Origin of the sequence: Natronorubrum marinum (genome assembly GCF_052040125.1) — an archaeon.
In the GTDB taxonomy this organism is placed as follows: Archaea; Halobacteriota; Halobacteria; order Halobacteriales; family Natrialbaceae; genus Natronorubrum.
In genome coordinates this window covers 171,950-198,509 of record NZ_JBPPFV010000001.1, presented here as the reverse complement: position 1 = coordinate 198,509, position 26,560 = coordinate 171,950, and the positions used below count along the sequence as shown (strand labels likewise).

26 protein-coding genes are annotated in these 26,560 nt (G+C 64.3%); 18 read left to right on the top strand and 8 right to left on the bottom strand.

Annotated elements, in window-relative coordinates:
• Nucleotides 1-43 precede the first annotated feature (43 nt).
• The 4 genes from ACSFC5_RS01060 to ACSFC5_RS01045 are packed head-to-tail and all read left to right on the top strand — an operon-like array spanning nucleotide 44 to nucleotide 2,448.
• Nucleotides 44-1,213 (top strand): thiolase family protein, encoded by a 1,170-nt coding sequence (locus ACSFC5_RS01060; protein ID WP_440763417.1) that lies wholly within the window; start codon nucleotides 44-46, stop codon nucleotides 1,211-1,213.
• Complete coding sequence (locus ACSFC5_RS01055) at nucleotides 1,210-1,608, top strand: Zn-ribbon domain-containing OB-fold protein (protein ID WP_440763416.1); 399 nt, start codon at nucleotides 1,210-1,212, stop codon at nucleotides 1,606-1,608. Before ACSFC5_RS01060 ends, ACSFC5_RS01055 begins: the two co-directional genes overlap by 4 nt.
• Nucleotides 1,592-2,008 carry an acyl-CoA thioesterase gene (locus ACSFC5_RS01050; protein WP_440763415.1) on the top strand — a complete coding sequence of 139 codons (417 nt, stop codon included), beginning with the start codon at nucleotides 1,592-1,594 and terminating at the stop codon, nucleotides 2,006-2,008. Before ACSFC5_RS01055 ends, ACSFC5_RS01050 begins: the two co-directional genes overlap by 17 nt.
• Nucleotides 2,009-2,058: 50 nt before the next feature.
• Nucleotides 2,059-2,448, top strand: a complete 390-nt coding sequence (locus tag ACSFC5_RS01045) for a MaoC/PaaZ C-terminal domain-containing protein (RefSeq protein ID WP_440763414.1) — start codon at nucleotides 2,059-2,061, stop codon at nucleotides 2,446-2,448.
• 27 nt (nucleotides 2,449-2,475) lie between these two features.
• Here ACSFC5_RS01045 and ACSFC5_RS01040 read toward each other — a convergent pair whose 3' ends face one another.
• Nucleotides 2,476-4,110 (bottom strand): acetate--CoA ligase, encoded by a 1,635-nt coding sequence (locus ACSFC5_RS01040; RefSeq protein ID WP_440763413.1) that lies wholly within the window; start codon nucleotides 4,108-4,110, stop codon nucleotides 2,476-2,478.
• Between the two features lie 180 nt (nucleotides 4,111-4,290).
• On the opposite strand from ACSFC5_RS01040, the gene ACSFC5_RS01035 reads away from it, so the two are divergent.
• From ACSFC5_RS01035 to ACSFC5_RS01015, 5 genes are all read left to right on the top strand, one after another.
• A complete protein-coding gene (locus ACSFC5_RS01035; RefSeq protein WP_440763412.1) occupies nucleotides 4,291-5,175 on the top strand; it encodes a halocarboxylic acid dehydrogenase DehI family protein in 885 nt (294 codons plus the stop codon).
• 93 nt (nucleotides 5,176-5,268) lie between these two features.
• A complete protein-coding gene (locus tag ACSFC5_RS01030; RefSeq protein ID WP_440763411.1) occupies nucleotides 5,269-5,952 on the top strand; it encodes a haloacid dehalogenase type II in 684 nt (227 codons plus the stop codon).
• 209 nt (nucleotides 5,953-6,161) lie between these two features.
• On the top strand, nucleotides 6,162-6,464 hold the full coding sequence (locus ACSFC5_RS01025) for a hypothetical protein (protein WP_440763410.1): 303 nt from the start codon (nucleotides 6,162-6,164) through the stop codon (nucleotides 6,462-6,464).
• Nucleotides 6,457-8,121 carry a sodium:solute symporter family protein gene (locus tag ACSFC5_RS01020; RefSeq protein WP_440763409.1) on the top strand — a complete coding sequence of 555 codons (1,665 nt, stop codon included), beginning with the start codon at nucleotides 6,457-6,459 and terminating at the stop codon, nucleotides 8,119-8,121. Before ACSFC5_RS01025 ends, ACSFC5_RS01020 begins: the two co-directional genes overlap by 8 nt.
• Nucleotides 8,122-8,137: 16 nt before the next feature.
• On the top strand, nucleotides 8,138-8,302 hold the full coding sequence (locus ACSFC5_RS01015) for a hypothetical protein (protein ID WP_440763408.1): 165 nt from the start codon (nucleotides 8,138-8,140) through the stop codon (nucleotides 8,300-8,302).
• A 233-nt stretch (nucleotides 8,303-8,535) separates the two neighbouring features.
• Here the strand turns inward: ACSFC5_RS01015 and ACSFC5_RS01010 are convergent, their stop codons facing one another.
• On the bottom strand, nucleotides 8,536-8,970 hold the full coding sequence (locus tag ACSFC5_RS01010) for a universal stress protein (RefSeq protein ID WP_440763407.1): 435 nt from the start codon (nucleotides 8,968-8,970) through the stop codon (nucleotides 8,536-8,538).
• A gap of 150 nt (nucleotides 8,971-9,120) precedes the next feature.
• Between ACSFC5_RS01010 and ACSFC5_RS01005 the strand changes: the two genes are divergently transcribed.
• The gene (locus ACSFC5_RS01005) at nucleotides 9,121-10,821 is read left to right on the top strand and encodes an acyl-CoA mutase large subunit family protein (protein ID WP_440763406.1); all 1,701 of its coding nucleotides are present in this window, start codon (nucleotides 9,121-9,123) and stop codon (nucleotides 10,819-10,821) included.
• A 34-nt stretch (nucleotides 10,822-10,855) separates the two neighbouring features.
• On the opposite strand, the gene ACSFC5_RS01000 is transcribed toward ACSFC5_RS01005, so the two are convergent.
• Nucleotides 10,856-11,380 (bottom strand): GNAT family N-acetyltransferase, encoded by a 525-nt coding sequence (locus ACSFC5_RS01000; RefSeq protein ID WP_440763405.1) that lies wholly within the window; start codon nucleotides 11,378-11,380, stop codon nucleotides 10,856-10,858.
• A 153-nt stretch (nucleotides 11,381-11,533) separates the two neighbouring features.
• Between ACSFC5_RS01000 and ACSFC5_RS00995 the strand changes: the two genes are divergently transcribed.
• Together ACSFC5_RS00995 and meaB are read left to right on the top strand one after the other, a co-directional pair.
• Nucleotides 11,534-11,950 carry a cobalamin B12-binding domain-containing protein gene (locus ACSFC5_RS00995; RefSeq protein ID WP_440763404.1) on the top strand — a complete coding sequence of 139 codons (417 nt, stop codon included), beginning with the start codon at nucleotides 11,534-11,536 and terminating at the stop codon, nucleotides 11,948-11,950.
• Nucleotides 11,947-13,017: a methylmalonyl Co-A mutase-associated GTPase MeaB gene (meaB, locus tag ACSFC5_RS00990; RefSeq protein ID WP_440763403.1), complete on the top strand. Its 1,071-nt coding sequence runs from the start codon at nucleotides 11,947-11,949 to the stop codon at nucleotides 13,015-13,017. The genes ACSFC5_RS00995 and meaB overlap by 4 nt, the downstream gene beginning before the upstream one ends.
• A gap of 83 nt (nucleotides 13,018-13,100) precedes the next feature.
• On the opposite strand, the gene ACSFC5_RS00985 is transcribed toward meaB, so the two are convergent.
• Complete coding sequence (locus tag ACSFC5_RS00985) at nucleotides 13,101-14,243, bottom strand: acyl-CoA dehydrogenase (protein ID WP_440763402.1); 1,143 nt, start codon at nucleotides 14,241-14,243, stop codon at nucleotides 13,101-13,103.
• Between the two features lie 216 nt (nucleotides 14,244-14,459).
• On the opposite strand from ACSFC5_RS00985, the gene ACSFC5_RS00980 reads away from it, so the two are divergent.
• The 4 genes from ACSFC5_RS00980 (at nucleotide 14,460) to ACSFC5_RS00965 (ending at nucleotide 18,629) form a co-directional block, all read left to right on the top strand.
• Nucleotides 14,460-14,939, top strand: a complete 480-nt coding sequence (locus ACSFC5_RS00980; RefSeq protein ID WP_440763401.1) for a MaoC/PaaZ C-terminal domain-containing protein — start codon at nucleotides 14,460-14,462, stop codon at nucleotides 14,937-14,939.
• Between the two features lie 59 nt (nucleotides 14,940-14,998).
• The gene (locus ACSFC5_RS00975) at nucleotides 14,999-15,892 is read left to right on the top strand and encodes an MBL fold metallo-hydrolase (protein WP_440763400.1); all 894 of its coding nucleotides are present in this window, start codon (nucleotides 14,999-15,001) and stop codon (nucleotides 15,890-15,892) included.
• A 109-nt stretch (nucleotides 15,893-16,001) separates the two neighbouring features.
• Nucleotides 16,002-17,522: an amidase gene (locus ACSFC5_RS00970; RefSeq protein ID WP_440763399.1), complete on the top strand. Its 1,521-nt coding sequence runs from the start codon at nucleotides 16,002-16,004 to the stop codon at nucleotides 17,520-17,522.
• 837 nt (nucleotides 17,523-18,359) lie between these two features.
• Nucleotides 18,360-18,629, top strand: coding sequence for a thioredoxin family protein (locus ACSFC5_RS00965; RefSeq protein WP_007110841.1), 270 nt, complete (start codon nucleotides 18,360-18,362; stop codon nucleotides 18,627-18,629).
• A gap of 89 nt (nucleotides 18,630-18,718) precedes the next feature.
• Here ACSFC5_RS00965 and ACSFC5_RS00960 read toward each other — a convergent pair whose 3' ends face one another.
• From ACSFC5_RS00960 to ACSFC5_RS00950, 3 genes are all read right to left on the bottom strand, one after another.
• On the bottom strand, nucleotides 18,719-19,312 hold the full coding sequence (locus ACSFC5_RS00960; RefSeq protein ID WP_440763398.1) for a hypothetical protein: 594 nt from the start codon (nucleotides 19,310-19,312) through the stop codon (nucleotides 18,719-18,721).
• A gap of 92 nt (nucleotides 19,313-19,404) precedes the next feature.
• Nucleotides 19,405-20,148, bottom strand: coding sequence for an SDR family oxidoreductase (locus ACSFC5_RS00955; RefSeq protein WP_440763397.1), 744 nt, complete (start codon nucleotides 20,146-20,148; stop codon nucleotides 19,405-19,407).
• A 61-nt stretch (nucleotides 20,149-20,209) separates the two neighbouring features.
• Nucleotides 20,210-21,742 (bottom strand): carboxypeptidase M32, encoded by a 1,533-nt coding sequence (locus ACSFC5_RS00950; protein WP_440763396.1) that lies wholly within the window; start codon nucleotides 21,740-21,742, stop codon nucleotides 20,210-20,212.
• Between the two features lie 265 nt (nucleotides 21,743-22,007).
• Between ACSFC5_RS00950 and ACSFC5_RS00945 the strand changes: the two genes are divergently transcribed.
• Complete coding sequence (locus ACSFC5_RS00945; protein WP_090311019.1) at nucleotides 22,008-22,364, top strand: hypothetical protein; 357 nt, start codon at nucleotides 22,008-22,010, stop codon at nucleotides 22,362-22,364.
• A 93-nt stretch (nucleotides 22,365-22,457) separates the two neighbouring features.
• Here the strand turns inward: ACSFC5_RS00945 and ACSFC5_RS00940 are convergent, their stop codons facing one another.
• Entirely contained in the window at nucleotides 22,458-23,597 is a 1,140-nt protein-coding gene (locus tag ACSFC5_RS00940; RefSeq protein WP_440763395.1) for a M20 family metallopeptidase, read from the bottom strand.
• 135 nt (nucleotides 23,598-23,732) lie between these two features.
• Here ACSFC5_RS00940 and ACSFC5_RS00935 point away from each other — a divergent pair, with 135 nt between their 5' ends.
• Entirely contained in the window at nucleotides 23,733-26,513 is a 2,781-nt protein-coding gene (locus tag ACSFC5_RS00935; protein WP_440763394.1) for an efflux RND transporter permease subunit, read from the top strand.
• Nucleotides 26,514-26,560: the final 47 nt, after the last annotated feature.

Below are 26,560 nucleotides of genomic sequence, written 5' to 3'. Positions count from 1 at the left end.
ATACACATTTAATCCCGTCTGTGCAATCGTGTCGTGGTAGCTAATGACGAAGGCATTCATTGCCGGATCAGGGACGACTGCGTTCGGATCGTTTCCGGACCGAACCGGACGGGACATGTTCGCGGAGGCCGGACTCGCCGCGCTCGACGACGCCGGGCTCACATCCGCGGCCGTCGACGAGGTGTTCTACGGCAACTTCGTCGGCACGCTCTCGGAGCGCCAGGGACACCAGGGACCGCTCGTCGCGGAGGCCCTCGGCACGACCGCGCCAGCGAGACGGGTCGAGAGCGCATGCGCCTCGAGCGGCGTCGCGATTCGGGACGCGGTCCGCGCCGTTCGGGCTGGCGACGCCGACGTGGTCGTCGCCGGCGGGATGGAACGAATGAGCAACATGGGGACCGCCGGCGCGACCGACGGGCTGGCTCGCGCGGCGGACGACCTTTTCGAAGTACGGGCCGGCGTTACCTTCCCGGCAGCCTACGCCCTATTGACTCGAGCCTACTTCGACGCCTACGGCGGCGACCGGACGGACCTCGCCCACGTCGCGGTCAAGAACCACGAGAACGCGCTCGTCAACGACCACGCCCACCTGCGCCAGGAGATCACCGTCGACGACGTCCTCGAGGCCCCGGAGATCGCCGCACCGCTCGGGCTGTACGACGCCTGCCCGATCAGCGACGGCGCTGCCGCCGTCGTCCTCTGCTCTCCGTCATACGCAGCCGAGCACGGGCTCGATTCGGGCGTCGCGATCACGGGGTCGGGCCACGGCGGCGACACGATGGCGCTGCAGGATCGCCAGTCGCTCGCGAAGACGCCCGGCACGCGCGAGGCCGCCGAAGCGGCGTACGACGACGCCGGGATCTCCCCCGACGAGGTCGGTATCGCCGAAGTCCACGACTGTTTCACGATCGCGGAGGTGCTCGCGCTCGAGGGACTGGGGCTGTACAGCTACGGTGAAGCCCTTGGCGCGGCCCGCCGCGGCGAGACGCGCCGCGACGGCGCGCTGCCGGTGAACCTCTCGGGCGGACTGAAGGCAAAGGGCCACCCCGTCGGGGCGACCGGCGCCGCCCAAATCGCGGCCGTCAGGACGCTGCTCGAGGGAACCCATCCCCGGTCGGACGCCGTCGACGACGACGTCACCGTCGGGCTGGCCCACAACGCCGGCGGGACGGTCGCCAGTGCGACGGTTCACGTGATGGAGGTGGTCGCGTGAGCGACTCTCGTAACGCCGGCTACGACGAGTTCCTCGAGGCCCTCGAGTCCGGCGACGGCTACTACTACGAGTGTGCGAACGGCCACGGGACGCTCCCGCCGCGACGGGTCTGTCCCCACTGCGGAGATCGCGACCTCGAGACGTTGCCGTTGCCGGAGACGGGCGAGATCGTCACGCACACGACCGTCACCGTGCCGACGCCGGCGTTCGACGACGACGCGCCCTACGTGACGGCGCTCGCGGCGTTCGGACCGGTCAGGCTGACCGGAATCCTCCGCGGCGTCGGTCCAGCCGATGTCGATATCGGAGACGCCGTCACGGCGACCGTCGAACCGAGCGAGACGACCGACGACCGAACGATCACGTTCCGACCGACCGATGGCACACACGACTAAGATCACCGTCGACTGGGGCGACACCGACGCCGGCGGGCTCATCTACTACCCGCGATTCTTCCACTTCGTGATCGTGGGGCTGAACGACTACTTCAGGCTCGCCACCGACGGCGAACACCCGATGGAGCGGTACCGGCGGGCCGGATACGTCCTTCCCGCGGTCGAGGCGTCGGCCTCGTTCCACTCGCCGCTTCGGGCGGGCGACGAGGCGCTGCTCGAGACGACCGTCGTCGACAGCGGAACGTCCTCGCTGACGCTCGCGTTCGCGATCACCCGCGCGGCGGACGACGAACGCGCCGCGGAGGGCGAGGTGTCGTTCGTCTTCGTCGACGACTCGTTCGAGGCGACGCCGCTGCCCGACGAGATTCGCGACTGCATCCGCGCCCGTGGCGACGCCTGATCCATTCGATCGGCAGTAGCTTGAAATCGGTTCGACGAGAACGAACGACCATGTCGACGTCAGTTCCGGAAGCGGGCGAGGAGTACACGTACGAGCGGACGTTCACGGTCGCGGAGGTTCGCGAATTTGGCGAGCTCTCGGGCGATCAGCAGGCGATTCACACGGAACCGAACGAGGACGGCGAACTGGTGGTTCAGGGCCTTCTCACCGCGAGCCTCCCGACGAAGATCGGCGGCGATCTCAGTTATCTCGCGCGCCGAATGGAACTCGAGTTCGTCCGGCCGGTGTACACGGGCGATCGAATCGCCTGCACCCTGCGAAACGACTCGGTGGACGAACGCGACGATCGCTACGAGATCGAGAGCAGCGTCGTCTGTACGAACGGTGACGGCAAAATCGTTCTCGAGGGCGAGATAGCGGGACTGATCTGGAAGGAGTGAGCGGCTGAGTTCAGTTGCTGGTCGCGATCAGCTGTACTTCTCCTGTTCCTGCTGGCGGAGTTCGATTCGGCGGATTTTCCCGCTCGAGGTCTTGGGAAGTTCGTCGACGAACTCGATGCGGCGCGGGTACTTGTAGGGAGCCGTCTCCGCTTTCATGAACTCCTGGAGTTCGTTTTTGAGCTCCTCGCTCCCCTCGTACTCCTCGGCGAGGATCACGTAGGTCTTGACGACGCTGCCGCGTTCGTCGTGGGGGCTGTCGACCGCGGCCGCTTCGGCGACGGCGTCGTGGCTGACGAGTGCGTCTTCGACCTCGAACGGACCGATGCGGTAGCCCGCGGAGATGATGATGTCGTCGGCCCGGCCCTCGAAGAAGAAGTAGCCGTCCTCGTCCTGAGAGGCCAGGTCGCCGGTTCGGTAGTACTCGCCCGAGAGTTTCTGCTCGTCGAGTTCGGGCTTCTCGTAGTAGCCGTCGAAGATGGCCGGCGAATCGACGGGAACGGCGATCTCGCCGATCTCCCCGGGTTCGACCTCCTTCTCCTCGTCCATCTCGATGATCGTCGCGCCGACGCCGGGAGTCGGTTTCCCCATGCTCCCCTCCTTGACGTCGATACCGGGGTAGTTCGTCACGAGGGCGACGGTCTCGGTCTGGCCGTAGCCGTCCCGCGGGGTCACGCCCCAGGCGTCCTGAATGCGCTCGATCGGCTCGCGGTTGAGCGGTTCGCCGGCCGAGAGCGTGTCGTTCAACTGGACGTCGTAGGACTCGAGATCGGCGTTCGCGAACATCCGGTACTGGGTGGGAACCGCACAGAGCTTGGTGACGCCTTCGTCAGCGAGGATCTCGAGGAAGACGTCGGGTTCGAAATCGCCGTCGTAGATGAGCTGGGTCGCACCGGTCGTCAGGCCGACGCCGACGGGGCTCCAGAACCACTTCGCCCAGCCGGTGCCGGTCGTCGCCCACAGCAGTTCGTCCTCGAGGTCGGTGTCCCCGTCGACGCCCCACCAGTAGGGGGCGTTGACCTGGTTGAAGCAGTACTGCCAGCGGTGTTTGTGCAGGACCGGTTTCGGCTGGCCGGTCGTCCCGCTGGTGTAGTTGATCGACATCGGATCCTCCGAGGAGAGGTTGGGACCGTCGTACTCGGCCGACTGGCCGTCGGTAACCGACTGGACGGTCGACCACCGATCGTCGTCGAAGTCGCTCTCGTCGCCGTCGAGGACGATCACGCGCTCGAGCGGCGTCTCCTCGAGCACCGGCTCGACCATATCGATGAGCGACTCGTGGACGACGATCGTCGTGGCGTTGCAGTCGTTCGCGCGGAACTCGATGTCCTTCGCTCGCAGCATCGACGAACAGGGGACCAGCAGCGATCCGGTGGCGAGCGCGCCCAGTTGGACGGCGAACACGTCCGGATGCCGCGGCAGTAGGTGCATTACGCGGTCGCCCTGGCTGACGCCGAGTTCCTCGAGCCCGTTCGCGAACCGATACATCTCGTCCCGGAGATCGGCGTACGTCCGTTCCTCGCGGTGGCCGTCCGCGTTCAGAAACTTGATGGCGACCCGATCGCCGAACGACGACGCGTGGTCGTCGACGGTCGACGTGATCGTGTACGACTCGGGAATGTCCCATTCGAACGACTCGACTATGGTATCGTAATCCACACCCATACTCGACCAATCATACCATATCCGCTTTAATGTTTTGCTGTTTCCGCCGTTCTTGCCGCTGCCAATCTCCCCGACGCGCCGACGATCGGTGGGCGTTCGTCGAACTCGTCCGATGCGTGCTCGTTGCTCTCGACATGGTCAACGAGAACACTTAACACGATACGCGGTCGCTGCTCCGGTATGGATACGAGCAAGCAGCTGTACGAGATCGAGGCGACGGGCTGGAAACGGGGACTCTACGACGATATCAAACGGACGTTCAGGGCGCCGATCGTCAACTGGATCTTTCGGACGACGATCGCGAACTACCCCGAGTTCTGTCGGTACGCCTGGGGACAGGTGAAGCCGGTGTTCGAAACCGCTCGGTTCGGCCGGCTATCGGTCGCGTATCGAGACACCGTGCTCTCCGCGCTCGAGTCCGAGTCCACCGTACCGACATATCGCTGCGGAGAGCTCGACGTCTCGCCGGCCGAATACGGTGAACTCCGGGGCCAGCTCGCGACTTACGATATCGTCGCCCCCCGACTCGCCGTCCTCTTCGAACTCGTCGATCGAGGGCTCCACGACGACCCGATCGGGACCGACCGAGACCCTACCCGCGAGGCGACGGCACCCCTTCCGCCGTGGCTCGACGCCGACCGGGGGCGGCCGCCGACGATGATCGCGTTCGACGAGACGCCGACCGAACTGGACGACGCGGTTTCGGCTATCCAGTCGTTTCACGGCCTCGAGGACGGCCTGCCGAGCATCTACCGGACCCTCGCGCAGTGGCCCGGCTATCTGGCCCCGATGTGGGACGACGTCGAGCCGGTTCTGCGGGCTGACGCGTTCTCGACGGCCGTCGACGACGCTCGAGCGGCGGTCTCCGAGTTCGTCGACGAGGCGGCGTACGTCCCCGAACTGGGGCCGGAGTCGCTCGCCCGACGGGGGATCGACGAGGAGGCGATATCGGAGCTACAGACGCTGTTTCGCGACTTCAACCGGGGACCGATCGAGACCGTAGTCCCGGCGCTGCCGGTGTACGCGGCGACGGTCGACGCGACGGGGAGACGCGCGTACGGCTGAGGAGACGCTCGAATCGAGACGCGTTCGACGACGTGATTGACTCGCGACAACACACCCCACCGTATATCAGCCGTGGCGTCTAACCGGTAGCGTATGTCGTTCGATCCGACCGCCGTCGACACGATCACCGTCGATTCGTACGGGACGCTCGTCGATCCTCGCTCCGTCGAGGCGACCCTCGAGGCACACGTCGACGAAATTCGACCGATCTCGAACCTCTGGCGCAGTCGCTCGATCATGTACACGATGGTCGGCAACTTCGTCGACGAGTATCAGACGTTCTACGAGATGAATCGCGACGCCCTTCGGTTTGCACTCGAGAGCCACGGTGTCGATCTGCCGTCCGAGACGATCGAGGAGATTCTCTCGACGTACCACGATCTCGACCCGTTCGAGGACGTTCGAGATGGTCTCGAGACGCTGACGGACGCCGGCTACGACGTGTACGTGGTCTCGAACGGCAACCCAGAGATGCTCGAGTCGATGGTCGAGACGGCGGGGATCGAGACCGTCGTCGCCGACACGATCAGCGCCCACGAGATTCGGCGGTTCAAACCCGCGGCCGAAATTTACCGTCACGCGGCGAGTCGGACGGGAACGCCGATCGAGTCGATCGCCCACGTTGCGGGCCCCTCCTTCGACGTGCAAGGGGCGATGCACGCGGGGATGCAAGGGGTGTGGATCGACCGGCAGGACGGAGTCTGGGATCCGTTCGGCAGCGAACCGGATCTGGTGGTCGAGACGTTTCACGACCTCGTGGACGAACTCGCGGGCTAAGACGGAAACGTTCGTTTCGGTGGCGAACACTGCCTGATTTTTGATGCTGTTCAGCCGGGTATCCCAATCCGCGTAACGTAGTCTCACCTGTCCCACATTTAAATCAACGTTATCGACACGGTCAACTGACTTCTCTCGAGAATATAAGGGAGTACTAGGTCCATCTATGCGTAAGAGTTTAATAGTTACATTATGACGGGGAGTAGTGTATGCAGACTCATACCAAGGAAGCACTCGCATCACTGATCGCTGCGTTGGCACTCATTGGTGTGATACACTCGGGAATCTGGTTCACCATGTTTGGGACCCCCGATTTCACGGTACTCGGGTTCCCGTTCCACTACTTCTGGATGGTGGCTGGTGGGCCGGCGACAATGTTCGTTCTGTACTGGGGGTACTACCAGTACGTGACCACCTCGATCATGGAAGAAAAAAAACAGATGAACGCGGCCACGACCGACGTCGGAACGACCAGCGAAGTCGGGGCCGATCCGGGTGATGACGATGATTAAGCCCCTACAACAGGCCGGCGAATACCCGTTCCAGGAAACGTTCGGAGAACTGCTGATTCCCATACTGATCATCGGCGCGACGTTCGTCGCCTACTACGGGATCAGCTACTACATGAAAAAGAACATTCAGGGAACGGACGACTACATGGTCGCCGGTCGAACCATCGGTCCGTTCGTCAACGGCTCCGCAATCTCCGCAACGTGGGAGAGTCTGGCGACGTTCATGGGCGTCGTCGCGTTGATGATCACGGTCCAGATACCGTTTCTGGCGGTCTGGACCAACTTCCTGCTATCGATCCCGCTGATCGTTATTCTGTACGGCCAGACGCTCCGCCGACTCGGCTCGTACACCCCGGCGACGTTCTGTAAGGACCGATACGGCAACGTGATGTCGATGGTTATGGCCTTGCTCATCGTGTTCGTCATGCTCATGTACGCGCTGGGCCAGTTCATCGGTCTCGCACAGATCACCGAAGTCCTGCTGGGCTGGGATTACACCCTCTCCCTGTTCGCTATCGCAGCGCTGGTGACCGGATACGTCGTCATCGCCGGGATGTGGGGCGTCTCCTACAACTCCGCTCTGCAGTTCTGGATCATGCTCACCGCGGCGTTCATCCCGATGATGTTCGTCCTCAACCAGCTCGGGTCCAGCGGCTGGTTCTTCCCGCCGCTCGGCTACGGTGACCTCGTCCCACAGATGCAGGAGACCAATCCCGACTTCTTCGACATGACGTTCGATACCAGATGGTACTTCGCGATGTTCCTCGCGATGGCGCTCGGCCCCATCGGTATGCCCCACCTCGCCCAGCGCATCTTCACCAGCCGCGACGTCGAAGCCGGCCGCAAGACCGTCTTCTGGTTCATCGTCGTGACCGGGCTGATGTTCGCGACGATGTACTCCGTCGCGTTCGCCGGCGTCTTCTGGCTCGAGAACCAGGGCTACGAGATCGCCGACGCCGACCTGGACAAGATGATCTTCTATCTCAACTTCGCGTTCAACGGCGATACGGTAACCGGCTACGTCGTCGCCGGGGCGATCGCCGGCGGGCTCTCGACCGTGAGCGGACACATGCTCGCCATCAGCGCGGCCGTCGCGAACGACATCGTCGAGGCCTTCGAACTGGATATCACCGAAGATCGCAAGACGCAGTTCGGCTACGCGTCCGTCATCGCCGCCGGTCTCGTCATCGCGCTGATCGCGCTCAGCCCGCCCGCGTTCCTCGTCGTGAGCATCCTGTGGGCGTTCGCGGTCAGTGCGGCCGCGATCACGCCGACTATCGTCCTCGGCGTCTGGTCCGCCCGCGTGAATCGTTACGGCGCGATTGCCTCGAGCGTCGTCGGCTTCGTCACCGTTATTGTGCTCTCACCGCACGCGTTCGGCAGCATCACGGCCGGCGGAGAAGGGTTGACGGCGGCCATCGGGATCGACGCGATCATGATCGCGTTCCCGCTGTCGATCATCACGTTCGTGGTCGTCTCGCTCGTCGCCGAACGGGTCGGTGCGCTCGACGTCAAACCGGCAGACAACGCCTCGCTCATCAACGAAATGCACGGCTACCCAGACGACGGCACCAAGCGCTTTAACAGCGCGATGCCGCTGATCGTCCTCGCCGTGCTCATGCTCCCGGTCCTCTGGTGGGGAATCCAGCCCTGGTAATCCACAGCGCTATACTATGCAACTCTTTGGATCTAAATCCGGGACGGCGGCGTGGTTGCTCATCGGTATCGGTACCGCGGCGCTCGCGCTCCACAACGACAATCGGTTGACCGTGATCATCGCCATCGGGTGGATCACGCTCGCCGTGTTCAGCTGGGCCGAGTACCGAAAGACGGACTGAGGACCGATCCCCGTCACGTTTTGCGGCTGGCTCTCGCGATCGACGTCGAGTTCGGCGACGACCCCGGCTGCACCGACGCTCGCTGTTCTTCAACGTGCGCCACCGGCTCGGTCTCGAGCCGTACTCGCCCGCAGAAACAGTTTGGACCGGTCATACGGACTACTGTCAGTCATTGACGGTGCAACCGCAGGACGGCTCGCGGTTGCACCAGTAAAAAGTTACAGCAGACCGTATCAGTCGTCGCTCATCAATACGGTGACGGGCCGATCAGCGCTGAGCAACACTGACTGGGTGACGCTGCCGAAGAGCACCTTCCCGGTCGCGCTCTTCTTTCGCCCGCTCATGACGATGCTATCCGCGTCGATCTCCTCGGCGACCGCCAGAATCTCCTCGGTGATATCGCCCCGCTCCAGCCGCGTGTCGACGCCGATACCGGCCTCCGCGAGAAGAGCTCGCGCCGCCTCGGTGCTGGCCGGTAACTCGGGCTCAGCCCGTCCCTCCGACCGCTGGCTCTCGAACTCCTGTAACCAGGGCTGTTTCGTCTCCTCGGACACGTTGAGGAGGAGGACCGCTTTCTCCTCGGGGCCGCCAGGAAGATCGATGACGGTTCTGGCCGCCCGCCGCGATCGCGTTTCACTCTCGTCTATCGGGAGCAGAATCGTGTGCATATATGACAATCGAGTCAGCAGCACTTAACGATTTGGGCGACGGAGCCAGTCGTCGGAAACGAGAGTCAACGACGTCGATATCGGCACCTCGGCGATCCTCCAGCGTCCCGATAACAAGACTTTAGAATCTTGGCACTGTTATCCATACTAATGTTCGACCACACCGAGCTCGAGGACATCCGCGAGCAACAGGAGCAGTGGGAAGCGGAGACGCTCGAGCCAGCACTCGAGGGCCACGGCGAGCGAAAGGACCGATTCGCCACGGTCTCGAACCACGAAGTCGATCGTCTCTACACACCGGAGGATATCGCCGATCTGGATGTCGAGGCGGATCTCGGCTTCCCCGGCGAGCCGCCGTACACGCGCGGACCGTATCCGACGATGTACCGCGGTCGGGCGTGGACGATGCGCCAGTTCGCCGGCTTCGGGACCGCTGAGGAGACCAACGAGCGATTCCACTACCTCATCGACGAGGGCCAAACTGGGCTCTCGACGGCGTTCGACATGCCGTCGCTGATGGGGCTCGATTCCGACCACCCGATGAGCGAGGGCGAAGTCGGGAAGGAGGGCGTCGCCGTCGACACGCTCGCAGATATGGAGATTCTCTTCGACGGAATCGATATCGACCAGGTCTCGACGTCGTTCACGATCAACCCCTCCGCCGCGGTCATCTACGCGATGTACATCGCGCTGGCCGACCAGCAGGGCGTCCCCCGCGACAAGGTTCGCGGAACCCTCCAGAACGATATGCTCAAGGAGTTTATCGCCCAGAAGGAGTGGGTGATTCCGCCGGGGCCGTCGCTGAAGATCGTCACCGACACGATCGAGTTCGCCGTCGACGAGACGCCGAAGTTCCACCCCGTCTCCATCTCGGGCTACCACATCCGCGAGGCCGGCTCGACGGCCGCACAGGAGGCCGCGTTCACGCTCGCCGACGGCTTCGCCTACGTCGAGGACTGCCTCGACCGCGGGCTCGAGGTCGACGAGTTCGCGCCGCTGCTCTCCTTTTTCTTCAACTCCCACAACTCCATCTTCGAGGAGATCGCAAAGTTCCGCGCGTCGCGTCGCATCTACGCGAACGTGATGGAGGAGTGGTACGACGCGGAACGCCCCGAGTCGAAGCGACTGAAGTTCCACACGCAGACTGCGGGACAGTCCCTGACCGCCCAGCAGCCGCTGAACAACATCGCGCGCGTCACCATACAGGCGCTCGCGGGCGTTCTCGGCGGCACGCAGTCGCTGCACACGAACAGCTTCGACGAAGCGCTGGCGCTGCCCAGCGAGAAGGCCGTCCGCGTCGCCCTGCGCACCCAGCAGATCATCGCGGAAGAGTCCGGAGCGGCCGACATCGTCGATCCGATGGGCGGCAGTTACGCGATCGAGAAGCTCACGAACGAGATGGAAGCCGAAATCATGGGGTACATCGAGGAGATCAGGGAGATCGGCGACGGCTCGGTGCGCGACGGCGTGCTCGACGGCATCCAGCAGGGCTACTTCCACCGCGAGATCGGCGAGGCGAGCTACGAGTACCAACAGCGCGTCGAGCGCGGCGAGGAGGTCGTCGTCGGCGTCAACAAGTTCACCATCGAGGAGGACACCTCGCCGGATATCCTCAAAATCGACGAGACGACGCGCGATCGCCAGCTCAACCGGCTCGAGCGCGTCAAGGACGAGCGCGACGACGAGGAGGTCGACGCGACGCTGTCGGCCCTGTCGGACGCCATCGATAACGAGGAGAACGTCATGCCGTACATCGTCGACGCGGTGAAAGCGTACGTCTCGATGGGCGAGATCATGCAAGTGTTCGAGGACCACCACGGCGCCTATCAGGAGGAGCTCTCGCCCGTCTGAGCGGGATCGATGCCGGCGCGAACGACCTCGTTGACTACGCGATACCGTCGATCTCTTTGGCGTACGACTCGCGCTCGAGGACGTACGTACACTCCTGATAGGTGTCTTCGCCGATCGACACCGCCTCGACGTCGTCCCGTTCGAAGCCGAACGCGCCGTAGAAGTCCTTGCCGAGTTCGTTCGCGTCGAGCACCATCGCGTTGACCTGCTCGACGCCCTGCTCGAAGAGCGAGCGACACGTTTCCTCGAGTAGCCGGCCGCCGATCCCCTCGCCGCGAGCGTTCGGGGCGACGTAGACGCGGAGGATGTTCCCGACTTCGGTCTCGTTGTCCCAAACTCCGTGGGCGAAGCCGACGATTTCGTCGTCCTGCTCGACGACCAGCATGAGTGCGCGCGCCCAGACGATGGAATCTCGGACCCGCTCCTCGGAGTACCAGTCGTCGAGTCCCTCCTGAAGCGACTCTCGGCTCAGAATCTTCGGATAGTCCTGCGTCCACGACTGCTGTGCTACGTCCTGAATCGCCTCGATGTCGTCGACGGTTGCTTCGCGGATTGCCATACAATACCAACCACGCTTAGGAGATTAATCCTTTTCTCCGGTTCGGGAGACCCTCCCTACGAACGATCCAACTCGACTTTCACTGCTGAAACGGGGCTGTATGTCATCCAGCGTTCCGATAGAACCATACGGGAATACGTGAAACACAGCGGTATGAGTGCTGGCAGCGATCAGCAAAGTATCCGGTGTATGGTTGCGAAAGTCGGACTCGACGGTCACGACCGCGGAGCCCACGTCATCGCGCGGGCCTTCCGCGACGCCGGCTTCGAAGTCATCTACTCCGGACTGCACAAAGGACCGGACGAAATCGTCCAGGCGGCCGTCCAGGAGGACGTCGACGTCCTCGGCATCTCCATCCTCTCGGGTGCTCACGATACGCTTGTCCCAAAGATCATGGACGGCCTCGAGGAGTACGGCGCGAAGGAGGACACGCTCGTCCTCGTCGGCGGCGTGATTCCCGAGGAGGACCGCCAACCGCTCAGAGACGATGGCGTGGCGGCCATCTTCGGTCCCGGAACGTCGATCGAGGAGACGATCGAGTTCGTTCGCGAGAACGCTCCCAAGCGATGAGTTCCGACGAGGAACTACTCGAGGCCTTACTCGCGGGCGAACACCGCGCGCTGGCTCGAGTGATATCGAAGATCGAGAACCGCTCGCCGGGCTATCGGGACCTCGTCTCCGAAATATACGCTCACACCGGCGGAGCCGACGTTATCGGGATCACGGGCAGTCCCGGGGCGGGGAAATCGACCTTAGTCGACAAACTCGCGGAAACCTATCGCGACCGCGGCGAGACCGTCGGTGTCATTGCAATCGATCCCTCCTCGCCCTTCACGGGTGGCGCCGTTCTCGGCGACCGCATCCGAATGGCCTCCACCGTGGGCGATATGGACGTCTTCGTCAGATCGATGAGCGCCCGCGGCACCCTCGGCGGGCTCTCGACGGCCACGGCGGACGCCGTCAAGGCGATGGACGCCTTCGGCAAGGACAAGATCATCATCGAGACCGTCGGCGCCGGCCAAAACGAGATCGACATCGTCCGCACGGCTGATACTGTCGCCGTCCTCGTCCCGCCGGGGTCGGGTGACGACATTCAGACCTTGAAGGCCGGCATTCTCGAGATAGCCGACGTTTTCGTCGTCAACAAGGCGGATCGTCCCGGCTCGGATCGAACGGTCCAGGAACTGCGAGATATGATCCAACTCGGCGACGGCGGTGGGATGAGCGGCGGCGGCGGCCACCACAGCCAGGAGGTCATCGACGCTCACGACGACTGGGACGGCGAAGTTGAGGACGCCGAGGAGGTGACGGGCTGGACGACCCCCATAGTCGAAACCGTCGCCACGAAGGGCAAAGGCGTCGACGACCTCATCAGCGAGTTCGCTAATCACCGCACCTACCTCGTCGACTCCGGCGAGCACGCCGAGCAGGTCCGCGGCCGCTACGCCGAGGAAATTCGGACACTCTTGCGCGAGGACGTCCACGCCCTACTCGAGGAGCGACTCGCCGAGCGCGGCGGGATCGACGACCTCGCCGAATCGGTGCGGCAGGGCGAGACCGACCCCTACTCGATCGCCGGCGAGTTGCTCGATCCCGTCGAGGACTGTCTCGACGAACTCGAGACGGAAGACGCGTAGCATTCGTCCAGTCGGATTGTACTTCACCAGAATTGTTCGGTCCACCGACCTATCGAACGAAAAACGGAGACGGCGAGCTCTCGTCAGTCCAGTAACTTCGCGGCGATCGTGTTTCGGAGCACTTCGCTCGTGCCCTCGTAGATCTCGTTAAGCTTCGCGTCGCGGTAGAATCGCTCGGCCGGGAAGTCCTTCGTGTAGCCGTAGCCGCCGTGGATCTGGATTCCCTCGTTGGCGACCTCTCTCGAGATCTCGCTGGCGTACAGCTTCGCCTGTGCGGCCTCCTTGATGAAGTTCTCGCCGCGGATCTTCTTGTCGGCGGCATCGTGCATGAGCAGTCGCGCGGCGCGCGTCTTCGTATCCATGTCGGCCAGTTTGTGCTGAATCGCCTGGAAGTCCGAAATCGGCTGGTCGAACTGCTCCCGATCCTGGCTGTACGTCGTGGCCTCGTCTAAGGCTGCCTGTGCGATTCCAATCGACCGGGCGGCGATGGTGATACGCCCGCCGTTGAGCGTCTTCAGCGCCTGGACGAATCCCTCGCCTTCTTCGCCCAGTCGACGATCCTCGGGGATCCAGAGGTCGTCGAAGCGGAGTTCGGCGGTCGGACACCCTTTGTCGCCGAGTTTGTCCTCCGTCCCCTCGACGATGAAGCCGTCGTCCTCCTCCGGGCGAACGACGAACGAGGAGATACCCTTACTTCCCGCGTCTCGGTCGGTCTTTGCGAACAGCGTGACTGTATCCGCGACCGAACCGTTCGAGATCCAAAGTTTGCCGCCGTTGATCCGGTAGCCGTCGCCGTCGCGTTCGGCGACCGTATCCATCGCGGGCACGTCGCTGCCGGCTCCGGCTTCGGAGAGCGCGAACGCGCCGATATCCGTCCCCTCGGCGACCGGTGTCAGATACTCCTCCTTCTGGGATTCGTTGCCGAACTCGTAGAGCATGTTCCCCGCCAGCGAGATGTGGGCGGCGACGATCGTTCCGAGACCGCCCGAGCCGCGCGAAATCTCCTCGAGGGCCGCCGGATAGGCGTGGTAGTCCAGTCCAGCGCCGCCGTACTCCTCGGGGAACGGCATCCCCATCAGCCCGAGTTCGGCGAGTTCGTCGACGAGTTCGCGGGGGAACTCGTCCTCGTGGTCGATCTCGTCGGCGATCGGGACGACCTCGTCGTCGACGAACTCCGCGACCATCTCGACGATCTGTCGCTGCTCGTCGGTGAATCGAAACTCCATGCTAGACGTGTTCAGTCGATCGGCCTATAGCTGTTCCTCTTCACGAACGCGTCGGCTCCGTTCGGTTCGGTCTCGAGGGTGCCGCTTGCGGGTTTCACTCTCGAACACACGACTCTCGTGTCGTCCCATTTCGTCTCGTCCCGCCTCGTCCCGTCTCGTCTTCGGCGGGTGACCGATCGCGACAAGGTATTTGTGGGTCGTCGAAGAGGTGCCGGTATGGCCTACAGCTACGAGCCACACCACTTCGAGGCGTTCGAGGAGGGGCAGACGTTCCGGAGCCCCGGTCGAACGATCACCGAGACCGACGTGACGATGCAGGCGGCGCTGACCGGCGACTGGAACGAACTCCACACGAACGCCGAGTTCGCCGCGGAACGCGACTTCGGCGAGCGGATCGCCCACGGCGCGATGACGTTCAACTACGCGCTCGGGATGCTCATGAGCATCGGCATCCTCGAGCGAACAGCTTACGCGTTCCTCGGCATGGACTCCATGGAACTGCCGAATCCCGCCTCCATCGGCGACACCCTTTCGGTCGAGATCGAGGTCGTGGAGGCGAGAGCGCTGGAGAGCCGCGACGACGTGGGGCTGGTCGTCTTTGAGACGGTGATGACGACCCAGGATGAGACCGTCGTCTTCCGGGGCGACCTGACGTTCTTCGTGTGTAAGACCGGACAGGCCGAAATAGACTTCTGAGCGCGGGACGTGCCGAGGACCACCGAAACGGATTTGCGACTCGGCCGAACAGCTATCGTATGACCGTGTTCACCGTTACCGAGGGAGTGTACGGAATCGACGTGGGGCTGTTCGACTCGGAGGTCGCCTCCGTCTACTGCTTCGACGACGACGAGCCGACGCTGGTCGACGCGGGCGTGGCCGCCACCGCCGACGACCTCCTGGACGGCCTCGAGGCGTGTGGCGTCTCGCCGGCCGACCTGTCGAACGTCGTCCTCTCGCACGTGCACGTCGACCACACCGGCGCCGCGAGCGCGCTCGTCGACGCCGCGCCCGACTGCGACGTTTACATCCACAACTCGACCGCGCCGCACCTCGAGAACCCCGCGGGACTGATCGAGAGCAGCAGGCAAGCGATGGGAGACCACTTCGATTCGATGGGCGAACAGGGACCCGTCCCCGCGGAGAACGTCGTCGGCGTCCCGAACGAGGGGACGACGATCGATATCGGCGCGAACAGCCTCGAGTTGATCCACGCGCCGGGACACTCCCCCGACCACCTCGCGGTCTGGAATCCCGAACGGAACCTCCTGTTCGCCGCCGAGTGTCTCGGGATCTACTTCGGGCGGGCCGAGCAGTGGCTCCCGCCGGCGACGCTCCCCAACTTCGACGTCGACGTGATCGCGGAGACGATCGATCGACTCGAGACGCTCGACCCCGATCGAATCATCTTCCCGCACTTCGGCGTCTGGCCGCACGACCCGGAAAAGGCGTTCGAGACGGCGAGAACCGAACTACACCGCTACGACGAACGGATCCTCGAGCTGTTCGAGGAGACCGACTCGCTCGAGGAGACGAAACGGGCCGTCGCCGAGGATCTGCTCGAGCTCTCGCCGCCGTACGATCCGGTGGTCGAGTCCTTCTTCGCGAAGCTGCTCACGGAGGGGTATCTCAGACACCACGGCCGAATCTGAGCGGGAGCAGTCGGTGGATCCGAGCGGAAGCGGTCGATTCGTCTCGCCGTCGCTCGAGATGGCGTCGCCGTGAATCTTTTTGTTCCTTGTTATCGACCGTCACAGTAGGATGTCCGAGTTACCACCGAACGTCCAACCGCCGACACCGGAAGAGATCCGCGCGTACGCGGCCCACCACCACATCGACCTCTCCGACGAGGAAGTCGAGGCGTTCGAAGCCGCGATCGTCGAGACGCTGGCCGGCTACGAACGACTGGACGAGCTTCCGGATCCGCGTCCTCGAGTCGAGTACACCGACCGCGACCCCGGCTACAAACCGGGGCGCGACGAGGATCCGCTCAACGCGTTCGTCACCAAGTGCGAGGTACGAGGAGCCGAGAACGGCCCGCTCGAGGGCTACGATGTCGGACTCAAGGACAATATCAACGTCGCTGGCGTCGAGATGACGCTCGGGTCGAAGCTCTTCGAGGGCTACGTGCCGTCGACGGACGCGACGATCGTCGACCGACTGCTCGACGCCGGCGCGACCATCACCGGGAAGCTGAACATGGAGGACATGGCGTTTTCGGGGAGCGGCGAACTCTCCGCGACCGGGCCGGTACTGAATCCCGTCGATTCGGATCACATCGCGGGCGGTTCCTCGTCGGGATCGGCCGCGGCCGTCGGCAACGGCGACGTCGACGTTGCCATCGGCGGCGATCAGGGCGGCTCGGTTCGCATTCCCGCCGCGTGGAGCGGAATCGTCGGCCACAAGCCCACCCACGGACTGGTTCCCTACACCGGAATCGCAGGGCTCGGTCGCTCGTTCGATCACGCGGGGCCGATGTGTTCCACCGTCGAGGACTGTGCGCGCGTACTGGACGTGATCGCCGGCAAAGACGATCTCGATCCCCGACAGGGTGCCGTTCCGACCGACGACTACACGGGGGCGCTCTCGGAGGACCCGTCCGACGTGACCGTCGGCGTCGTCGAGGAGGGGTTCGGACACGACGTGAGCGAACCCGCGGCCGACGACGCCGTTCGCGACGCGCTCACCGAGTTCGAAGCCGCCGGTGCGACGGTGACGGAGGTGTCCGTCCCGATGCACGTCGACGGACTCACGATATGGAACGCCATCGCGACGGAGGAGACGGCCGCGACGGTCGACGCCGAGTGCATCGGCCACTACGGGAAGGGGTTCTACGACACCCAACTGGCGAACGCGTTCGGACGGGCGCGCCGGGCCCACGCTGACGATTACCTGACGACGCTGAAACTCACGCTCGTGCTCGGCGAGTACCTCTCCGAGGAGTACCGCGGTCAGTACTACGCGAAGGCGAAGAACCTCGGCCGACAGTTGGCCGACGCCTACGACGAGGCCCTCGAGGACGTCGACATCCTCGCGATGCCGACGACGCCCCAGACCGCCCACGAAGTCGACGAGTCGATCACGCGCCTCGAGGCGATCGACCGCGCGCTCAACATGCTGCACAATACGTCGCCGTTCGACGTGACCGGCCATCCGGCCATCTCGGTGCCCGCGGGGCGGGCGAACGACCTCCCGGTCGGACTCATGCTGATCGGCGAGCGCTTCGCCGACGCGACGGTGCTCTCGAGCGCCCACGCGTTCGAGCGCCAGCACTCGTCGTGAACGCGATCTCGGTCGCAGACGGGTCGAGACCGTCAGCGACTGTTCGTCCGTGGGCCTTCGACCTGCAGTCACCGTACACCTCGTCCAGCAAATTGGATCGCGTCGTACGGACGCTTCCATCGCCTGTCTGATATAGAATTAAATCTGTCCTTTTAATTTACGTGCACCGATTGTCACTCAAGCGACAACCGATAAAGAATCACCGAATGCTAATCAATAGTTCCTCGAAGACTCGTATTAGGACCCACTATGTTCGATTTGTCCGTCGAAAACACGAGGTAGTGTCGTTAGCGTTTGCTCAGTAGTCGTTCCCGCCGACGTCCTCGAAAACGAGTCGGCCATCTCTGCTAGATCGGTTGATCAGCCTTTTCAAGGGTTTCTAATGGTTCATTCATTCGATTCCAGGACGACATATCATCTCGAAGAGATCGAACCAGAATCCTTGCCAAATATGATTGAATAGAAAGGTAATCTAATAACAGTCATATTTCGTATGATTTTGTGATCTCGAGCCGATGCGGTCGAAACGGTACGCGGTATGTTTCGCACTCGCGGACGGTCACGGTTCGACATTGGCGTCAAGAGCATAGTCCGTCCGTTTCGACGCCGGATTCGATACGACTGATTCCGACCGATCCGTCGCTACTCGATCGATCCGCTTCGCGACCGGCCACACGGCAACGGACGCGGGGGTCGACTGTTTCGTGGGTCTCTGTGCTTGTCGAATCCAGCAGCTACCGGGCGCGGTACACCCCCGCGATTCACGCCTCCGATTGCGGCAATTCACAACCGGTGGGAAACCCTTATGCGCGGCGCGTTGGAACTAGCGATGAACCGATGACTGTCACACTGAAGGACTTCTACGCAGACTGGTGTGGCCCCTGCAAGACCCAGGACCCGATCCTCGAGGAGCTCGAGGACGACTGGGAGGGCCGATTCGAAGTCGAGAAAGTAAACGTGGACGAGCAACAGGATATCGCCAACGAGTACCAAGTTCGATCGCTGCCGACGCTCATCATCGAGAACGACGACGGCATCGTCGAGCGCTTCGTCGGCGTCACCCAGCGCGACGACATCGAAGACGCCCTCGAGTCCGCGGGCGCGTAAGAGACTCGGACTCGAGACGCCCGTTTTTGCGGTTCCTCCCGCGGTGAGCGGGAGCTATCCTCCGCGAACAAAAGGGTAGCTGTCGACGATCACGGCTCGTCCGGCTCGAAATCGTCGGTATCGGTGTCCTCGATATCGACGTCGTTGGTCGAGTGATCGAGACCGATCGATTCGTCGTCCGGATCGACGTCCGTCTCGCCCACTGACTCCTCCTTGATGTCGATCTCGGTCTCATTCGCCTCACCGTCTTCGATATCAAACTCGTCGGTGTGGAGTTCCTCGCCGCCGACGCCGACGCTGCCGTCCTGAATGTCGATAACGACCCCGTCGTGGTCCTCGCGGCGACCGATCAGCCGGTTGGTCGTCGATTCGATCTCCTGGTTGACCGACCAGACGAACCGGAGCACCGACTCGAGTTCGGTTCCCGCCTCTCGCACGCCGCGCTCTGGCGAGAGTTCGCCGAGGCTCTGGGCCCCTTCGGGGTGGAGGTACTGGATCGGATGGTCGTTGGGAACCTCGTGCAGGTCGACGTCGAACGACCAGAGATAGGGCAACAGCTGGATGGCGTACCCTTTCGGTTTCGGTACCTTTCGGCCGGCGGCCGTCATGGCCACGCCGATCGCCGACGACCCCGAATCGGTGTCGTAGTAGACGCCGGGAACCCCCGGGATGGAAACACGCATACGCGAGTTATGGCGGCGATTACGGGTGAGTCTGCACCCGGCACGCGCCGGCTGCGTTTTAACCGCACTCGCGGTTCCAAGCGGCGGCCGCGTCAAAAGCCGTCGGCGAACTTGTCCCGGCGATTGACGTCGATCTCGCTGACGCTCGAGCCCTCCCGACTCGCGGCGAAGAGGATTGCCTCGGCGACCTCCTCGGGTTCGCTGGCCTCGCCCTCGTCGAAGTGTTCCTCGAACGTCGTCCCGTCGGCCGCCTCGAACTCCGATCGGACCTCCGCGGGGTTGATAATCGAGACGCCGATATCGTCGTCGCCGACCTGCGCGGCGACGCTCTTGGCGAAGCCGCGGGTCCACCACTTCGTGGCGGCGTAGACGGGGTTGAACGATCGGGGGAACTGCCCCGCGAAGCTCCCGACGAAGACGAGGTGACCGTCCGTCTCGCGAACGTGCGGGATCGCGGCCCGCGTCGCGTAGAAGAGGCCGTCGACGTTGGTCTCCTGCATCGTCTCGTAGTCGTCGGTGCTCATCGACTCGACATCGCTTCCCCGCGAGAGCCCCGCGTTGTTCACCAGCACGTCGATCCCGCCGAATGCGTCGACGGTCTCCTCGATCAGCTGGTCGACCGCGTCCTCCTCGCGGACGTTCGTCGGGACGACCAGCGTCTCGACATCGTGTTCGGTCTCGAGTTCGTCGGCGAGGCTCGTCAGTTCGTCCTCGCTGCGGGCCGCGAGGACCACGTTCGCTCCCTCGGCCGCGAACGCGCGACAGGTCGCCGCGCCGATGCCCGAACTCGCGCCGGTGACGATGGCGGTGTTGCCCTCGAGTGACGTGTCGATCATGTACGGAGGAGACGGCCACCGAGTCCTAAAAAACGCGGGTTGCGGAACTCCGGTCCCGCGTTTAGTACTCCTCGAGGTCGTACAGCTCGCCGTACTTCGATGTCACGTACTCGAGGAAGTACTCGGCCGTGTACTCCTCGCCGGTCGCACGCTCGATCAGTTCGGGCGTGGTGAACTGCTTGCCGTGTTGGTGGACGTTCTCGCGGAGCCAGCCGTTGAGTTCGCCGAACTCGCCCGCTCGAATATCGTCGTCCAACGCTCCGAGGTCGTCCTCGGCGGCGGCGTAGAGCTGCGCCGCGAGCACCGAGCCCAGCGAGTACGTCGAGAAGTAGCCGAAGGAGCCGTGGGACCAGTGGATGTCCTGCAGGCAGCCCTCCGCGTCGGTTTCGGGGCGGACGCCGAGGTACTCCTCGTACTTGTCGTTCCAGACCTCGGGCACGTCTTCGACCGCGAGGTCGCCCGAGATCAGGTCGCGTTCGATCTCGAACCGGATGACGATGTGAAGGTGGTAGGTGAGTTCGTCCGCTTCGACCCGGATGAGGTTGTCGTCGTGGACCTGGTTGGCGGCCTCGTAGGCCGCTTCGGGGGAGACGTCCTCGAGGCTCGGGAAGCGCTCGCGGGCGATCGGGAGGAAGTGCTCCCAGAAGGGCCGGGAGCGGCCGACGTGGTTCTCCCAGAGTCGCGACTGGGACTCGTGGACCGAGAGGTCCCGTGCCTCGCCCAGCGGCGTTCCGTAGCCCTCGTCGGGCAGTCCGAGGGTGTAGTTGGCGTGGCCGAACTCGTGGATCGTCGAGGTGATCGAACCCAGCAGGTCGTCCTCCTCGAAGCGGGTCGTCACGCGAGCGTCGAACTGCGTGCCCGAGGAGAAGGGGTGGGGTGCCGTATCCAGTCGGCCGCGACCCCAGTCGTACCCCAGCGAGTCGAGGACGTCCCGCGCGAGGGCCTCCTGATCGTCGTCCTCGAACGTGCCCGCGAAGGCGTCGGTCTCGATCTCCGCATCGCTCTCGTCGATCGCGTCGATCAGCGGCACGAGTTCGTCGCGTAGCTTCTCGAGCACGCGCTCGGCCGTCTCGAGGTCGAGGTACGGCTCGTAGTCCGAGAAGAGCACCTCGTAGGGGTCGGCGTCGGGGTCGATGTGGTTCGCGTACTCTCGCTTGAGTTCGACCAGTTTCTCGAGCGTGGGCGCGAACTGCTCGAAGTCGTCTTCCTCCTTGGCCTGCTTCCACGTCGGGTGGGCATTGGCCGTCGTCTCCGAGATTTCCTCGACGAGTTCCTGCGGAACGCTGGTCTCACGGTCGTACCGCCGGCGGACCTCGCGGACGACGGCTGCCTGCTTGTCGGACAGGTCGGCGGACTCCAGTTCCTCGAGCAACTCGCCGGTCTCGTTGTCGGTCAGGAGTTCGTGACCGATCGAAGAGAGCGCCGAGAGCTGCTGCGCTCGGGCAGGGGTCCCCTCTTCGGGCATCACGACCTCCTGGTCCCACTGCAGGATGCCGGCCGCGTTCGATACGTTCGAAATTCGCCGCACGCGCTGCTCGAACTCCTCGTAGGTGTCGCTCGTAGCCGCCTCGCTCTGAGCCTGATCGGTCGCCATTGGGGCCTCGTACGCACGGGCGTCGTATCAACGTCGTGGTTCCGGTGGTCGCCTCGCAGGCGGAGACGTCCGTCGGTCTCGCCGAATCGGATTCCGTCGGCGGTCTCGAGTCGACACCCGGAAAACCTCGCGTTCGGAGATAGTCCGGAGACCCGTAACGTGGCACCTGCAAGAGGTCTTCAGCCGGAAATCGCACACCCATGATAGCGGTGTGGAACTCGCAAGCAGTGGGCTATTCGGGCTATCTGACGTGTATCACGATGATATGGTAGTCGCATCAGCGATCGTCTTCCTCGCCAGCCTGTTGATCGGAGCACTGGGTATCTACGTCGGCGCGCGCGTCATCGTGGGCGCCGGCGACTACGACCACGCGATCGTCACCGCGCTGATCGGGGCGGTGATATGGGCCGTCGTCGGCTTCTTCGTGGGGTGGATACCCCTTCTGGGGCCGCTCCTGGCCCTGCTCGCGTACATCGCGGTGATCAACTTCCGGTACCCCGGCGACTGGACCGCGGCAGCGATGATCGGGCTGCTCGCCTGGGTGACCGTCCTGATCGTACTGTACGCACTTGCCGCGGTCGGAATCACCGGCTTCGAGGCCGTCGGCGTCCCCGGAGTGTAGACGTACCTTTTGCGTTGAAAAGACCGACATCACGGGCTACGCCCGATCCGGCGGTGAACTGCTCGACGGAGCATCCGCCCCTTTTATCAACTGTCACTCGAGCCACATCGTCGCCACCCGTCGATACGTCTCCCGGCACCGCTCGAGCACCTCGAGCGAGACGCTCTCAGCTTTCGTGTGGGCCTCGCCGGGCTCTGAGGCGCCGTAGATCACGCACTCGGTGCCGGCCTCGGCGAGCCACCCCGCGTCGGTCGCGTGGGGTTTCGTCACCAACTCCGGCGACCCCATCTGTGCTTCGGCAGCGGCCTCGAGCACCCGCTCGGCGAACGCCTCGTCGTCACACCGCATCGGCGGCAGGTCCTGATCGACGATCCACTCCACGCCGTCGATGGACTCGACGCGCTCGAGCGCCGCTCGCTCGCCCGGCACTGTTCGCTCGTCGACCGTCAGGGTACAGCGCTCGGGGATCACGTTCATCGCCGTCCCGCCGTCGATTTCGGTGACGACGAGGCTGCCCTCGAGGGTTTCGCCCGCGACGTCGACAGAGGGAGCCTCGAGGTCGCGAACGATATCGACGGCGTCGGTCGCCCGGTAGATGGCGTTCTCGCCGGCGTCGACCTCGCTGGCGTGGGCCGCGGTTCCGCGAGCGATGATCGTGCTCCCGCGGCGGCCCTTGTGGGCGACGACGACGTCGGTGACACCCGGCTTGGAGTAGTCGGTCGATCCCTCGCCGACGATGGCGTAATCGGGCACGAAACCGCGCTCGATGGCGTGGCGCGCGCCGACGCCGCCGACCTCCTCGCCGACGAAACTTGCAAAGACGAGCGCGTCCGCGGCCGAATCGTCGCCGCCGCCGACGCCATCGACGTCCGAGAGCGCGAGTTCGGCGTCGCGAAACGCGAGCATCGCGGCCGCGACGGCGCCTTTCATGTCCGCCGTGCCCCGACCGTACAGTCGGCCGTCTCGTCGCTCGAGGACGTACGCGCCGTCCTCGTCCACCTGCGACGCCGCGGGCGCGACGACATCGTGGTGGCCGACGAGCGCCAGCGTTTTCCCCTCGGCGTGTGCTTCCTCGCCGGTTCCCGTTCTGGCGATCACGTTGCCCACCTCGTCTCGCCGCACGTCGGCGTCGGTTTCGGCCCGGAGCCACTCCTCGATGTAGTCGCCCGCGGCCGTCTCGTCCTCGTGGCTCGGGATCGAGACGAGGTCGCGGGTCAACTCGACGACGTCCATACGTCCCTCTCGTCGCTCGGCGAGTTGATTGCACCGGTCGAATCGTCGTCAGTTCCGGATAGTAACACGTATGGACGGATTGTCCCTACGTATCGGTCATGAACGCAGCCGAGACGACGCGAGGGGCGACCTGACGTGTCGGTCGCCGATCGATTCGTCCGAGCGGTTACCCAGCAGGGGCGGCTCGTCGTCGCCCTCGCGCTGGTGGTGACGCTGGTGATGGGGGCGGGCGTCGGCTCGCTCGAGCAGTCCTCCTCGCTCGATCAGTTCGAAACCGACGGCGAGGCCGCCGAGAAACTCGAGTACATCCAGGACAACTACGGCGAGGACGACGACACGACGACGGTACAGATCGTCGTTCGCGGGGAGAACGTCCTCGACCGGGAGTCGCTGCTCGCGACGCTCGAGTTACAACAGGAGTTTCAGGAGGACGACCGGATCGAGCCGACGCTGACGGACGAGCCGTTCACCGACGTCGCCTCCATTGTCGCGATGACCGCGATGCAAGGGGAGGGGGCGGCGGATGGACGGCAGGACGCCTCGGCGGAGGGTGGTGAGAACGGTGACGGCGCCGACGCCGAGGACGGTGACGCAGATGTCGAGGACGGCGACGCTGACGATACCGAGGGCGATGACGAACCCGCCACCGGCACGGCACAGATGGACGGTGGCGAAGAGCCCTCGCTCGAGGACCAGATCGAGCAACTCGAGTCGATGAGCGACGAGGAGGTCGAAGACGTCGTCGCCGCCGTGCTGGGCGAGGACGCGGACCGACAGGTGCTGGCGTTCCTGCCGACGGACTACGAGCAGGGATCGACGCAGGCCGACGCTCGAATGCTGTTCGTGACCCAGCACGGCGAGGGCCAGGGCGGGATGGAGGGCGAAGCGGCCGACCACGTGGTCGACTCGCAGCTGGCGATGGCCGAGCTGGTGGACGACCGCTTCGGCGACGGCGGCTTCGTCTTCGGCGCGGGGATCATCACCGACGAGATCGATCGATCGCTGACGGACAGTCTGATCATCGTGGTACCGATGGCGTTGCTGTTCGTCTCGGCCGTACTGGCCGTCGCCTACCGCGACCTGCTCGATATCGTGCTCGGGCTGGGCGGCGTCGCGCTGGTGCTCGTCTGGACCGTCGGCTTTCTCGGCTGGGCCGGAATCGACTTCAATCAGCTGATGATCGCGGTGCCGGTGTTGCTCGTCGGGCTGAGCGTCGACTACGCGATACACCTGTTTATGCGGCACAGAGAGGCGCGCGATTCGACCGACGGGAGAATCGCGGAACGACGAGCGGCGACCCGAGGTCGCCGCGAGAGCCGTGAGGACGGATCCGAGTCGACCAGATCCGCCATGACGCTGGTCGTCGCGGGTCTCGGCGTCGCGTTCGTCTGGGTGACGGCGACGGCCGTCATCGGCTTCCTCTCGAATCTGGTCAGCCCGATCGGACCGATCCGCGAGTTCGGGATCGCCAGCGCGTTCGGCATCGTCTCGGCGCTCGTTGTCTTCGGAGCCGTCGTCCCCGCGGCGAAGGTCGAACTCGACGCCCTCCTCGAGGCTCGCGGTTACGACCGCCGCAAGCGAGCGTTCGGGACCGGCGGCGGCCGACTCAGCGGCGCGCTCGCCGGCGGCCACCGCGCGGCCAAACGGATGCCGTGGGCGGTCGTTGCGGTTGCCGTCTTGCTGACGCTGGGCGGGGCCTACGGGGCCGCACAGATCGACACGACGTTCGATCAGGAAGACTTCATCGCGGACGATCCGGCCGACTGGGCGAAGTCGCTGCCCGGGCCGTTCGCGGCCGGCGACTACAGCGTCAAGGAGAACATGGGCTACGTCAACGAGCACTTCCTCCGGCAGGACACGCAGGCCCAACTGCTCGTCGAGGGCGATATCACGGACGACCGAACGCTCGAGCGGACCGACGAGCTGCAGGCGTCGGCCGCCGAAACTGACGTCGCCGTCGTCCTTCCCAACGGCGAGGCCCACGTCCGAAGCCCGCTGACGGCGATGGAGTCCGTTGCCGCGGAGAACGAGTCCTTTGCCGCGACGTACGACGCGGCCGATACGACCGGTGACGACGTCCCGGATCAGAACCTCGAGGCGGTGTACGACGAATTCTTCGAGGTCGCTCCGGAGCAAGCCCGGGACGTGATCCACCGGACGGGCGGTGCGGGAGCCGACGGCGGCGAGTACCAGTCGCTTCGCGTCGTCGTCTCGACGCAGGGCGACGCCGCCCCCAGCGACGTGAACGACCAACTGACCAATGTGGCGTCGACAGCCGACGGCGACGGCTTGCAGGTGACCGCGACGGGACAGATCATCGTCTTCCACCTCATCGAACAGGAACTGTTCGAGACGGTCATCCAGAGCATGCTCGTCGCGCTGGTCGCCGTCGTGGCGTTCCTGATGGTGGCCTACCGGTGGACCCACGGGAGCGCCCTGCTCGGTCTGCTCACCATCGCTCCGATCGTCTTCGGCGTCGCGTGGATCCTCGGTACCATGTACCTGCTCGGGGTGCCGTTCAACGTAATGACGGGGACGATCACGAGCCTGACGATCGGTCTCGGGGTCGCGTACAACATCCACATGACCGAGCGCTACCTGCTCGAGTACGAGCGCGGCGACGACCCGTTCGACGCGCTCTATCGCAGCGTCACCGGCACCGGCGGTGCGCTCTTCGGCAGCGCGGCCACGACGGTCGGCGGTTTCGGCGTCCTCATCTTCGCTATTCTCCCGCCGCTCCAGCAGTTCGGCCTGATCACCGGACTGACGATCATCTACGCGTTCCTGGGCAGCGTCTTCGTCCTCCCGAGCATGCTCGTGCTCTGGACGAACTACGTGGGCGACGATGCGGTTACCGTCGCGGCGGTGCCGTCGACCGACGACAGCAACGCAGACGCCGGCGGCGACGGCGAGTAACGGCGCTGCTCGTCGCCGTCGAGACGGGAGGCTTCGGGCGACGGTCT